The organism is Opitutales bacterium (assembly GCA_013215165.1).
Taxonomy (GTDB): domain Bacteria; phylum Verrucomicrobiota; class Verrucomicrobiia; order Opitutales; family JABSRG01; genus JABSRG01.
Map to the genome: position 1 here is coordinate 1 of JABSRG010000044.1, position 12563 is coordinate 12563.

Sequence of the window (12563 nt, forward strand, 5' to 3'; positions counted from 1 at the left end):
GTCCACCGTATCTACACGGCCGACACCGACTTCCGAAAATTCGATTTCCTTCAAGTAATCAATCCTCTCACAAACCCGAAAGACTGAAAGCCGTTCCCTACCTTTTCCTTTATATCAACATTCTGAACACCGAACACTGCTCCACGAACAACACTCAAAAAGCAATGTTTTCAGCGCCCTGTCATATCTAACACGCCTTCTCCGCTACGCTGCTTCGATTCTTGAGACAAAGATCGACTACAATAAATCTACCGCTTTCGCACAAAAACTCACCCTAACACTCCTCCGTGCCACAGTGCCTCTGTGAGAGATTTTTCCAGAGCTCCACCTTGCGCCGCTAAGCGCGCGGAGACGTAATGACTTTTCAAGAACCAACGCAGCTCACCAGACCACTCCTCAGCGCTTTCGGCGATCTACGCGGCAAACCCGATTCCCGCGACAGAAACTAATTCGCTACGCGCCATCAAAACCTAAAATTTCAACTACATCCTGACCTGAACGGTTTGAAAATCGGATTCGACTTTACCCATTATACCATCAACTTTGAATCCATGAGCGATCTCCTAAAACGCATCACCGTTGAGCCTGGAAAGTGTGGCGGGCGACCCTGTATTCGCGGCTATCGCCTCCGGGTAAGTGATCTTCTCAGTCTAATCGCCGCAGGCTCTACCCATGAGGAGATTTTTGAGGACTATCCCTTTCTGGAGACCGACGACATCACAGCTGCCCTCACCTATGCCGCGCAGCAGACTGACCATACGATTATCGTCGGTGCTGCGTGAAATTTTTAATCGACGTCCAATGCCCACTCACTCTGGCGCGCTGGCTCCGAGGCCGTAACATGGACGCTATTCATGCGCTCGAACAAAAATGGGGACAAAAGAGCGACCATGAACTTTGGGTAATCGCTCAAAAAGAGGACCGAATCGTAATCAGTAAAGATGAAGACTTTTTTCTCCTTGCGTCGCGCCCTGAAGACGAAGGGCGCCTGCTCTGGATTCGATTAGGAAACTGCCGCACATCAGACTTGATCACACATATCAACCGGAATTGGTCGGAAATTACAGATGCTTTTGTTCAAAATCAACGGATCGTCGAGCTCCGTTAAACCTGTTTCAAACTCCCCCAAAATGTCATAGTCCATAATTGCTCCGCCCTCTCCGCTACCCTCTATCATCATTGATCCATCACTGCTCGCAGGGCGCACCGTTCAAATGACAAAGCCTGAGAAGTAAAAGGCGGTGTTTTCAGCGACCCGTCATGTCTAAACCGATGTGGGGTGGCTACCGTCGAACAAAAGTTAAATCATGAAAGCGTCGTCATTCCACGCCATCACTGCCGCGCTCGCGAAGCACAAAGTACGCTACATCGTTGTCGGCGGACTGGCAGTAATCGCACATGGATACCTAAGAGCTACGCGGGATGCTGATCTGGTGGTGGAGCTGATACCGGAAAACATCAAATCAGCCTTCACCGCACTCGGTGAAATCGGCTATCGCCCCATTGCCCCGGTGACGGTCGAGCAGTTCAGTGATACTCAACTTCGGAACACATGGCACCGTGAGAAAAACATGGAGGTATTACAGTTCTGGAGCAAAACATACCCAGACACCCCAATCGATGTATTTATTCAACAGCCCTTCGACTTCCAGAGCGAATGGGACGCCGCAAAATGCGACCTCACCGGCGCGCATAAAATTCCTATACGTTTTGCAAGCATACCTACCTTGATCGCAATGAAGCAGACAGCCGATCGCCCCAAGGACCAGATCGACGTTGAGTATTTACGCCAAATTCAGCAGGCTTCGGGGGAATGAGTGATTTCGACACAGAAATCGATTGGCGACGATGCACATTCACGGGTAGCGAACTGGAAAGCCTCCGCGCATGGCAACGGCTCAGTTTTGACGAAAAACTCCAGGCAAACGAGGAGATGAACGCTTTTTTCGATCAGGTAATCCAACAACGACAGAAACACGGCCAACCCTACATTGACCCCAATACCGACCAACTCGTAAACCCGGCTGAAAAGCAAAAAGATGAAAGGTAAAAGGCAAAGTCTCCCGCCGACCTTACCACTCTTTCCTTTTGTTCCATTTTACCTTTTTCCTTTCACCTTTTATCCTTCCGAGGCAACCAGACAAGCTCATCGATGACCCAATCATTCTTTGAACCACGACTCGACATACTGCCAACACAGCAGCGAGCCCTCTGGCCTGAACTGAGCGAGATACCCGAGAGCTTCGTCCTTTACGGAGGCACCGCGATAGCGCTTCAGCTTGGTCACCGCGAGAGTATTGATTTCGACTTTTTCAGCCCAATGCCCTTCGACCCCGACGACCTCTTAAGCACACTACCCTGCCTCCAAGGGGCCAGAGTCACTCAGCGACAGCAGAACACATTGACTGCCATCGTAGACCGATCGGGAGATGTCTCGCTCTCCTTCTTTGGTCTACCTTCCATTCCTCGACTGTTACCCCCGCTGCGCAGCCGAGACAACCACCTTCAGGTGGCTTCTCTCACGGATCTCGCCGGCATGAAGGTGAGCGTCATACAAAAGAGAGCCGAGTGGAAAGATTATGCCGACATTGCGGCGCTGCTCGAACATGGCACCAGCCTTGAGTTGGCCCTAAGTGCGGGGCAGGCGATCTATGGAGACCCCTTCAATCCCCAGATTGCTCTCAAGGCAATGTCCTACTTCGACGACGTGCACGGCATCGACATGCAAACTAGAAAAAAAATTCAGGACGCCGTGCGACGCGTTGATTTGCACTCCCTCCCGAAAATCCCACAATCAGACACATGAAGATTCAGCTCACTCCGGACCTCGCACGAGCCACCCGTCGCTGCATCTGGTTTGAACCCCCGGAACAGGCAGTCCAAGACATTCCGCGCCTCGCAGCCTACATCCTCACCTATGGCACGCCCGAGGACATCTTTACCCTGCGGGAACAAATCGACGACACCCAACTGCAGGAGTGCCTCGACCATGCACCCCCAGGCATCTTTGACAAACGCTCCTGGGCCTATTGGAATCTCGTCATCGGCCGCTACACCCCACCGCCCCTTCCCGAACGAAAACTGGAGAATATCAAAATTTAAAGGGCAGAAGGCAAAGCCCCCTCATAATTGCTCCACCACTGCCCCAATGACGCCCGCTCATTCGGCCTAAAGGCCAAAATGCAAAGCATTTTGCCATCTACGCGCTTCCGCGCTCCGTCATAGTTCACAATTCATAATTCAAAATTCAAAAAAATGCCCCCAAGCCCGCTAGCATCCGAGACACCCTCACCCAGCATCGTCCAGCTTTGGACCAGTTTGGCGTAAAGCGGCTTGCCCTCTTTGGCTCCGACAGCCGCGGCGAACCGACCCGCGGAGATCTCGACTTTATGGTAGAGTTTAGCCGCCTACCGGGTCTCCTGGACTACGGAGGGCTTGAAATGCTTTCTCGAAGACCGGTTCCAATGCCCAGTCGACCTGGTCACTCGAGCCAGTTGCCCCAAGCGCTTCCTCAAACGCATCCAACCCGACCTACAAGATGTCGCGTGACCCGGCCTTGCGTTTAGAAGACATTCTCGAATCGATCGAGGTTGTAGAATGCTACACTGCCGACGTCGACTATGATGGGTTTTGCAACGACCCCAAGACCGTCGACGCCGTTACCCGCCGACTCCTCATCCTGAAACCCGCAATCCAGTCCATGCTCAAGCAATCTACCGAGTCGTGAAACAAGGGAAGCTAAAGCGTTACCTATGTCCGACCTGCCCCCCGTTTCAGTCCTGCGTCATCTTTAAAACTTGAACCCCAGCACACTATCATAATGATACCGATATGAAAGCAATACACGTCCGCGATGTTCCTGAGCCAATCCTCAATCGGCTGGAACTGCGCGCTGCGGCTCATCACCGATCGTTGCAACAGGAAATAAAATACCTTCTCACTGCCGCCGCACACACACCCCTCCCGAAAGCCGGCAAGCTCAAGCTCCACCTCGCCCAATCTGGCTCATCATCGGGCGCCTTGTCGCGCGATGACATCTATCAGCACGATGCACGCTGAACCGAAGAAGGTCTTCATCGACACCAATATCCTGCTCGCGGCGACGAACCAAGATCGTCCCGAGCACGCTCAATGCACTGCCATACTGGAAGCAATGATGAGCGATGCGCACACAGGCTATGTGAACGGCCAGGTACTCCGCGAATACGCTGTCGTCGCCACGCGCCCCAAGGTCCAGAACGGCTTAGATCTAAGCCCGGAAGCGGCCGCGGACAACATAGACACCTTTCGCAGCATTCTCTTCATCCTCGAGGAAACCCGCAGCGTCGCCGATGAGCCAGTCCGCCTCATCCGCACCCATGAACTTCACGGCAAACGCATCCACGACGCCAACATCGCAGCCACCGTCATCGCCCACGGCCTCTCAGAACTCCTCACCAGCAACCCAAAAGACTATGCCCCCTTCCCAGAAATCACCTGCACCCGACCGAAGGAATTCATGATTTAGAATTAAGAAATGCCGCCGCCCCTTTACTTCACCGATAGCGATAACGATCCCGAAAAAAAAGCCCATTGTCGGATAATCCATACTTCCAAGTCCCCTGCAGTTAGCACGATTCCCGAGACGGCGACCGAGAAAGATTTTTCGAGATCTAAAGGCTTACCTATGTCCTGACCTCTCCCCTCTCCAATTCATAATTGCTCCATCACTGCCCAAAGGGCGCCCACTCACTCGGCCTAAAGACCAAAATGCAAAGCATTTCACCATCTACGCGCTTCCGCGCTCCGTCATCCTTAATCCCTCAACCTTAATCCTTCATCCGGCTCAGGCCCTTGCTCTCTGCACCGCTGCTCTTTATCTTTCGACTGTGAAGATACTATACACCTACTGGACTGAGCCGGACGGCAGGCTACTCGGATATCTGAATGAGTTTCCCGAGCATTGGACTCAGGGCACCGATCTTGAAGACCTCCAAGCGCACTTGTTCGACCTGTTCCGATCCTTCTCCGACGAAACCCTTCCTGGAATAAAGCGGGTCGCCGAGTTAGATATAGCATGAAACGCAGAGATTTAGTCTCTCAGCTCGAAAAAGCAGGATGCATACTGCTGCGTAATGGAGCGTGACACGACATCTACCACAACCCGACATCGAGAAATTAACGAGCACCTCGCGCGCAAGATCCTCAAAGACCTCACTCAACACTCGCGGCTCAAAAGGCAAAACTTTACGAGTTCTCCCTCTCTTCCCATCCCACTTTCACCTTCTACCCTTTGCCTTCCTCCTTTCACCTCATGCCCGAAGAGCTCCAGAGCGACCTCGGAAATCGAACGAAGCAATTCGCCCTTCGCATAATCAGGCTTTTCCAAGCCCTACCATCGAATCCAGAAGCACAAATCATTGGTAAACAGCTCCGTCAGCTTTCATAATTCACAATTAAGAATTCATAATTCAAAAAATGCCCCAGAAGGATCTCGTTGAGCGCACCATGCAGTATGCGATTCGAATCATCGAATGCTTTAGAAGCTTACCGCGCGAGACAGAAGCACAAATCATCGGCAAACAGCTCTTAAGATCTGGAACTTCAGTCGGTGCTAACTTTAGAGAGGCTCAACGCGCCCAAAGCGATGCCGACTTCATCTCCAAACTCGCTATATCACTGAAGGAACTCGAAGAATCTGCATACTGGCTGGAGCTCATGGAAAAAACGGCAATATTTCCTAAAAATCGCCTGGCTCCTCTCCAAGACGAAACTCAACAACTCATAGCCATATTTACATCCATCACGAAAAAGAAAAAGCAATCGATGAGAAACCGATGATAGTTCGATATCAGATTCTCCTAATTTGCTGATAAGGGGATCTTTTCATAATTCACAATTCACAATTTTTAATTCTAAAAAATGAGAATCATTTTTTTATCCCTCCCCATCCTCGGCATCCTCTCCGCCATCAGCTTCGCGATCTTCGACGCCGTCCGTCCCCAGCCCGAGCCCTCGATTACCCAACCCCTCGACAGCCTCATCCCGCGTGACCTCCCCGGCTGGACGGTAAAAGACCTCCCCCTCGCCGAGACCGAAGAGCTCCGCGGGCGCGTCGAAGAAATGCTCGACTTCGACGACTACGTCAGCCGCATCTATACCCGAGGCAGCACCCAACTCATCCTCTACATCGCCTACTGGAAACCCGGCTCCGCCCCCATCAAACAAGCCCACGAGCACACCCCCGACATCTGCTGGGTCCTCAACGGTTGGGAGCCCAAAGTCCGTGAGCATGGCATCGACCTCGACCTAGTCTTCGCCACCGACGCCCACCCCGCCGAATTCCGCATCTTCGAGAAAAACAACACCGAACAATCCGTCGTCTTTTGGCACGTCGTGGGGAATGACATATATACCAACGAGCGCAACGATGCCCGCGCAGTCACCCCTTCCCTAAATTTCTTAAAAACAATCCAGCAATTCGGCCTCAACCAGAAACGCGAACAATTCTTTGTCCGCGTCTCATCCAATCGCGATGTGCGCATTGTCCTCAACGAACCCTCAACCGCACCCCTCCGGGAGCACTTGGCAGAGATTGCCCGGGTTACGCCGCCGGTTGAGAGCTAGGCACTGAGGAAACCTATCGCTCATTTCAAAACATCTAAAAATCGTCGGGTTTCTTCGCTTTCCAGTCGTTTAAACTCGTTGCGAAATCATATTTGAACTCAAAGCCATGATCTATGAGCCACTGTGGCACGATATGGGTCGACATAGCTGCTTTCCGCACCCGCTTGGGATGAATCGCCGATTTTCCCCCTGTAAGCACCTGGACCAGATACGCGGCCGGAACCAGTAACCATAACGGTAGCGGTATCGTGCGAGAGCGCTTGCCTAGTACTCGCTCAACATGCTCCACCAGCTTGCTAAGCGGCTCTGTCGGATGTTCCACATAATTGTAGCGGATAATCTGCTCCGTCCGCGCCATGGTGAATTCCATACTGTCTAAGAGGCCCTCAATATAGGCATAACTCTTAAAGATCTGTGGATTCCCCGGAAAAAAGAAAATTCCCTGTTTCACCGCCTGGATCATTCGCAGGATATTCCCCGGATCACCCGGACCATAGACCACCCCCGGCCGACAGGTCACCAACCGGCGTGAAGGATTGGCCATCGCCCAGCGCTCATGAATCAGCTCAGCAGTGAGTTTGGAAATGCCATAACCGGAACTCGGATATTTGGGTGTGGTCTCGTCCGTCGCGCCTTGCGTCTCACCGTAAACGGCGATCGACGAGATAAAAAAGATGTTCGGGATACCCACATTCTCGGCAAAGGCCGTAACGTGCTCAGCTCCGGGGATGTTCGTGTCAAAATACTCCTGAAAGGCATGTCCCGGTTCCCGATGCACCGCGGAAAAGTGAAAAATCCAGCTCCCAGCCGACGGCACACCCGCATCCATCGTACTGGCCAATTGTTCGATTACAGATTCACGGACATCACAACTCACAAACTCAACCCCATCAGGCAGCGTCTCTGCGGGATTCCGTGTCTCTGCCAATACTATCCGTTCAAACCGCCCGAGAAACCGCCTCCACGTTCGTTCACCGATATACCCGGTTCCTCCGAAAATGAATGCCGTCTTCATAGTTGTCTTTGCCGCGAAAGATCAAGTCCGGTTTTCTGTTCCATATACCCAATCATCTTATCAAGGAAAATCTCTTCAGAAAACCTCTCCGCGACTTGTCGAATCTCCGACGGTATCCAGGTCTGTCTCTCAAACTCTGAAATCGTAGCAGCAAGACTTTCGGCAGTGGGTTCATAAAAAAACAATCCCGATTTTCCTGCCACCACAGTCTCAAGCGCACCGCCGCCACCAAAGGCTAAAACCGGTTTACCGCAAGCCATAGCCTCGACTGGAGTAATACCAAAATCTTCAAGGCCGGGAAAAACCAAAGCGTAGCAATTCTGCATTAACTTAGTGACTTCATCATCCGAGACCCTGCCTCTGAACTCTACCGTCGGTCCAGCTAGTGAACGCAACCGCGCCTCATCCGGTCCATTTCCAGCCACTACAAGCCGTTTGCCTAACTTCGAGAAGCCCACAATTGCTCGATCTAGGCTTTTATATCCAACTAAACGCGATACGATAAGAAAATAATCATCCGTTCTCGACGACACCTCGAACCGTTTTACATTAACCGGAGGGTTAATCACCATCGAATCACGATGATAAAACTCTTTAATCCGTTGCTGCACTGCCCGTGAGTTAGCAATAAAATGAGTCATCTTTTGCGCCGCTTTGTAATCCGATTTCCGAAACACCGGCAAAAGTGCGCGAACCACCGATTGCAAAACCCTATTGGGCACTTCGAGAGGCAGGTAGGAGTCAGGCTGCCAGAAGAACCGAGGAGGGGTATGACAATAACAAAATACTGGAGTATTCTTCGTAAACTCCGTCCACTTGGCAAACCCGCTACTGCTTAACCAGACAATATCCGCATCAATCTTACCAAGCCCCTTGAACGCGAAGGGATAAAGGGGAAAAAGCTTTTTAAAGCATCTTTCAATCCCGGATATACGCTGCATCCAAGTATTCACAACCTCACGACCCTGAAACTCAGGAAACAGAGTCTCGTACTCAGTGGCACTCGTATAAAGCGGCGCTTCACGAAAAGTGTCAGCCATCAAAGCAACAACACGCTCAGCACCTCCCATTTGAATCATATAGTCATGTACAATCTTCATTACTTAAGTAAATTTTCGATAATATCTGAAGTTGCCTGCGCGCATCGTTCCCACGTGAATTGCTCCGCATGGCACTGATATTTCTCGCCAAGTAAAGCCCTTCTTTCTGCCGGCAGACGAACCACCTCGATCATAATTCTGCTTAACACATCAGAATCAAGAGGTTGAAATGAAAACAAGTCTTCACTATTCATATCGGCAGTGATCTCGATATGACTAGGTATTGACGAAAAAATCGGAATTCCACCGCATCTCATAGTCTCAAGAATTGGAAAACCAAACCCTTCATACAAACTGGGGTAAACTAAAGCGACTGATCCAGAATAAAGAGCAGGCAGGTCGTCGTCTTCAAAGCGACCAATGCCCTTTACACCCGCGGGAACCTTTAATTGATTTCCTTCAGAAAACACCCGATCTAAAGCTCCTCCAGCAAGAATCAACGTAGCATCAAGTTGGGGCCAAACCTTTTCCCAAGCACTCAAAAGAGTTGTCAAATTCTTCCGAGGTTCAATCGATCCTACATATAAAAAATACCTACCAGAAATCTCAAATTTTGCCTTCACCTGGTTGACCTCAATCGAGCTTTTTCTGCAAAAATTTTCTCCGATCCCATTATGAACTACATGTATCTTATTTCTTGAACTAGGGACGTGATAAGCCAGCCTATCCTTAGAAGCCTGAGAAACTGTGATTATCGCTTTTCCTTGTTTGAGCAAACGAGGCACGAGGAATCGATACCACAAAGCAAAACTTTTGGAGAACCACTCGGGATGATCTAAAGTAGCAGCATCATGAATTGTAATGACAAGATTAGGATGCAACAACGGTCCTGAATTTGCAGGAGAAAATAGCAGCCGTTCTCTCACAACGAAAAACAAGAAGCACTGCTCCCACAAATGTCCCAATATTCCGCCGAAAAATAGAGAATGGGTGGGAGTGACTTCAACCTTATAAGCAATTCGTTTGGCAATTTCAGACGCGTATCTCTGAACACCCGTCGTCGGCTGCCTTAGGCACCTAGTATTTAAGGCCACATAATCAGGCATCGTATAATTGCGCTCCTCTCCTAAAGCCCACCGTGCTGAATCTCTTCAAATAGCGGCTAATGTTGTCAGCATAGAAAAACGCTAGCGACTCATATTTCAAAAATAACGACGGAGCATTGAGCTTATTGGAGATCATTATTGTCTCAGAATCGAAATCCGTACGATCTGCTGATAATTGCCCTGCTACAAGCCTAAATGCAGCCACACTCTCCGGGTGAAAATAATAACGGGGTGAGTGATTAATTGCACGACACCAAAAGTCCATGTCGGCAGCATATTTGTAAGAACCGTCAAACCCCCCCAACTTTAAGTAAAACTCGCGAGAAACAACCGTTCCCTGCTGCGTAAAGGGCGACTTCCCTAATTTCCATAAAGCCGAGAGATGCCTAATCTTTCGGCATATGGGAATAGGACTAATTACTTCACTGCTCTCGTCCACTAGATCAACTAACCCATAGGCAATATCGAAAATTTGATCATCTAGAATGTTACAAAAATTTGCGAAAAACTTTGAAAAGTAATCGCCATCATTAATGTAAGTAAAATGCGACCAATCAAAATTGGTCTGAGCAACAGCAGAATTAATTGCATCATACATAGAACGACATGATTCCCCCTCATCAACGACCAAAGAGTTCTGTGCAACTGAGGCAATCTCTGAAATTAACCTTCCTGGACAAGCGATTACATGAGTAAGCCGAACCCCCGCACTCCGCGCTCGATCTAATGAAGCAAGAGTTTCTTCAAAAAAAGTCGATTTACCCAACGTAGGAGTAACAACTAACAGATGAAATGGTCTCATAAAGACAAATAGTTACTTAGATACGCTAGATACACCGCAAAAAAAACTTCACCCAAAATGGGATTAATGAATACCATAAAGGAGACTGCAAATAAACACGAAATAAGACCGACAGCGACTGCCTTTCCCTCCTTATAACTAATCAGATTGAACATACTTTTAAAAACCTGCAATAAGACAAATGATATGTAGGGGATAAAAAAGACCCCAGATTCGTAAAAAAAGCTAATAACTCCGCTTTCAAAGTGCCTCACATTTTGACTGTTGCCCAAACGCCCCTGCGATTGTCCTATACCTGCACCAATAGGTAACTGCCTAACCGATTCTATAATGCCATTCTTCCATGCATCAATCCGTTGGCGATCGGCAGCTGAAGACACAACTCCTTTACCAAAGGTTTGCTTAAAACGAACTTCTACTGACGATCGAACATAATCGTTACCTAGCAAAGCGGTGGCTACTATCAACAAAACAACACAGCCTCCAGCCGTAATTGACCGAAAAGTTTTCCACTGCCCCAATACAACACTAAGAACAGATAAAGTCACAACAAATACTGCTATCCCAGCATATCCGACTCGTCCCAATGTCACAAGAACTGAAAGAACGGCTAGCGCGCATACACAGTAAATAATAAACCGACATTTCAATCCAGTGATTTTGAACATGCCTACATATGCTAAAAAAGTGACACTTGATAGGTAAAGTGACGCAACCGTAGACCCACTCATAAGAAATCCTGGCCTCCTAAATTCTTCGACAGCGGTGAAAGCCCGCTCGACATAAACCCCGCCTGCTCGGATATGAAGAAAAGCCCCGGTCAAAGCATCATAAATAATTCCAAATGACACGAAACCTATTGCTAAGATCAAGCCGAAATAAACCAATAACATAGCCTCCCTTCTTAGTTGCCTAAAAACAAATAAGCACCAAATAAAAATCAAATACGGAATTGATCCGCCAAAACATGCGAACAATGAAACATCTCTGAAAATCAAAGAAGAGACGAACAGTCCTCCCCAACAAAAACATCCAAATGAAAGCTCGTACAACGTCACCTTATCAAAATGTTCCTTCCTGCCAAAAAAGACAAAGCAGACGGAAGTCCCCAAAACAATCAACTCCTTCCAAATGACTATTTCAGAAAAAATCGCCGTAAGGAAAAAACTCGGAAACAAGGTCAGTGGAACAAAACCGAAAAGTAAAAAGGAAGATATAATTATCGAGACACTTCCGAGTCTGCTAATATTGCTTTTCATTTCTAGAATTTGAATGGGCTTGCGGCGGATCCATTTCTTACGACAGAACCCTGCCTCCTCAACTGTTTAATTGCAAACAGCAAAGTATCTCTCATCTCCGAGGCCCGCGCCTGGCCTTCATGATCTTGCTTATCAGAGGCATCATAAATTTCTGCTTTATAATTTTCACATTGACCGGGCCTGTAGTCCAAATCACAGCCATATATAAAGATTTCTTTATAGCCTATACTCGACACAAATTGCAAAATTGAGTAAAGAACTGTATAGTATGGTCTAAACCCTGCAAATCCGTGACCCCAAAACTCGATTACCCCTGATGGATTCCACCTGCTTCTTTCACTCTCCATAGCTAAAGGAGATTTTAAGAACCCTAACAACTTAAGAATCACTTCATTTTCATTAAAGAAATAGAACCCACATGAAATCAATTCCTTATTCACACGATTATAAGAGGTGATCTTGACAACCGATGAATCAATCTGCTCCAAACCAGAATCTTCAGATATGTTCTCATCACAGAAATAGTAAATAACATTACTTGAATTAATAGAATCTATAATCCTGTAACCCCTATTACAAACAATAACATGGTCTTTTGCATTAAGATTAAGATTTAATTCTGCAATATTTAAACTTGGACCTGAAGCTACCACATGGACCCGGCTAGCCTTCTGTCTAAGTGTCGACACGAGCCGATTAAAATTCAGGAGGCGAAAAGGAGATAGAACAAGACCT

General features: G+C 48.4%; 18 protein-coding genes. 12 read left to right on the plus strand and 6 right to left on the minus strand.

Annotated elements, in window-relative coordinates; all coding sequences use genetic code 11:
• Nucleotides 1–551 precede the first annotated feature (551 nt).
• From HRU10_10390 to HRU10_10445, 12 genes are all read left to right on the plus strand, one after another.
• On the plus strand, nt 552–782 hold the full coding sequence (locus HRU10_10390; GenBank protein NRA27641.1) for a DUF433 domain-containing protein: 231 nt from the start codon (nt 552–554) through the stop codon (nt 780–782).
• Nucleotides 779–1108, plus strand: coding sequence for a DUF5615 family PIN-like protein (locus HRU10_10395; protein ID NRA27642.1), 330 nt, complete (start codon nt 779–781; stop codon nt 1106–1108). Before HRU10_10390 ends, HRU10_10395 begins: the two co-directional genes overlap by 4 nt.
• 199 nt (nt 1109–1307) lie before the next feature.
• Nucleotides 1308–1817: a hypothetical protein gene (locus tag HRU10_10400; GenBank protein ID NRA27643.1), complete on the plus strand. Its 510-nt coding sequence runs from the start codon at nt 1308–1310 to the stop codon at nt 1815–1817.
• Nucleotides 1814–2050 carry a hypothetical protein gene (locus HRU10_10405; GenBank protein ID NRA27644.1) on the plus strand — a complete coding sequence of 79 codons (237 nt, stop codon included), beginning with the start codon at nt 1814–1816 and terminating at the stop codon, nt 2048–2050. Before HRU10_10400 ends, HRU10_10405 begins: the two co-directional genes overlap by 4 nt.
• A 102-nt stretch (nt 2051–2152) precedes the next feature.
• A complete protein-coding gene (locus HRU10_10410; protein NRA27645.1) occupies nt 2153–2806 on the plus strand; it encodes a nucleotidyl transferase AbiEii/AbiGii toxin family protein in 654 nt (217 codons plus the stop codon).
• Nucleotides 2803–3102, plus strand: a complete 300-nt coding sequence (locus HRU10_10415) for a hypothetical protein (protein ID NRA27646.1) — start codon at nt 2803–2805, stop codon at nt 3100–3102. Before HRU10_10410 ends, HRU10_10415 begins: the two co-directional genes overlap by 4 nt.
• A gap of 436 nt (nt 3103–3538) precedes the next feature.
• Nucleotides 3539–3727 (plus strand): hypothetical protein, encoded by a 189-nt coding sequence (locus tag HRU10_10420; protein NRA27647.1) that lies wholly within the window; start codon nt 3539–3541, stop codon nt 3725–3727.
• A gap of 104 nt (nt 3728–3831) precedes the next feature.
• Complete coding sequence (locus tag HRU10_10425) at nt 3832–4059, plus strand: plasmid stability protein (GenBank protein ID NRA27648.1); 228 nt, start codon at nt 3832–3834, stop codon at nt 4057–4059.
• Nucleotides 4049–4507: a PIN domain-containing protein gene (locus HRU10_10430; GenBank protein NRA27649.1), complete on the plus strand. Its 459-nt coding sequence runs from the start codon at nt 4049–4051 to the stop codon at nt 4505–4507. Before HRU10_10425 ends, HRU10_10430 begins: the two co-directional genes overlap by 11 nt.
• 361 nt (nt 4508–4868) lie before the next feature.
• Nucleotides 4869–5060, plus strand: coding sequence for a type II toxin-antitoxin system HicB family antitoxin (locus HRU10_10435; protein NRA27650.1), 192 nt, complete (start codon nt 4869–4871; stop codon nt 5058–5060).
• 397 nt (nt 5061–5457) lie between these two features.
• On the plus strand, nt 5458–5820 hold the full coding sequence (locus tag HRU10_10440; GenBank protein ID NRA27651.1) for a four helix bundle protein: 363 nt from the start codon (nt 5458–5460) through the stop codon (nt 5818–5820).
• Between the two features lie 81 nt (nt 5821–5901).
• On the plus strand, nt 5902–6606 hold the full coding sequence (locus HRU10_10445) for an exosortase-associated EpsI family protein (GenBank protein NRA27652.1): 705 nt from the start codon (nt 5902–5904) through the stop codon (nt 6604–6606).
• 34 nt (nt 6607–6640) lie between these two features.
• Here HRU10_10445 and HRU10_10450 read toward each other — a convergent pair whose 3' ends face one another.
• The 6 genes from HRU10_10450 to HRU10_10475 are packed head-to-tail and all read right to left on the minus strand — an operon-like array spanning nt 6641 to nt 12481.
• Nucleotides 6641–7621 (minus strand): NAD-dependent epimerase/dehydratase family protein, encoded by a 981-nt coding sequence (locus tag HRU10_10450; protein ID NRA27653.1) that lies wholly within the window; start codon nt 7619–7621, stop codon nt 6641–6643.
• Entirely contained in the window at nt 7618–8721 is a 1104-nt protein-coding gene (locus tag HRU10_10455) for a glycosyltransferase (GenBank protein NRA27654.1), read from the minus strand. The genes HRU10_10450 and HRU10_10455 overlap by 4 nt, the downstream gene beginning before the upstream one ends.
• On the minus strand, nt 8721–9767 hold the full coding sequence (locus tag HRU10_10460) for a glycosyltransferase family 4 protein (protein NRA27655.1): 1047 nt from the start codon (nt 9765–9767) through the stop codon (nt 8721–8723). Before HRU10_10460 ends, HRU10_10455 begins: the two co-directional genes overlap by 1 nt.
• A complete protein-coding gene (locus HRU10_10465) occupies nt 9760–10569 on the minus strand; it encodes a hypothetical protein (GenBank protein NRA27656.1) in 810 nt (269 codons plus the stop codon). Before HRU10_10465 ends, HRU10_10460 begins: the two co-directional genes overlap by 8 nt.
• On the minus strand, nt 10566–11828 hold the full coding sequence (locus tag HRU10_10470) for a hypothetical protein (GenBank protein ID NRA27657.1): 1263 nt from the start codon (nt 11826–11828) through the stop codon (nt 10566–10568). Before HRU10_10470 ends, HRU10_10465 begins: the two co-directional genes overlap by 4 nt.
• A 2-nt stretch (nt 11829–11830) precedes the next feature.
• The gene (locus tag HRU10_10475; GenBank protein NRA27658.1) at nt 11831–12481 is read right to left on the minus strand and encodes a hypothetical protein; all 651 of its coding nucleotides are present in this window, start codon (nt 12479–12481) and stop codon (nt 11831–11833) included.
• Nucleotides 12482–12563: the final 82 nt, after the last annotated feature.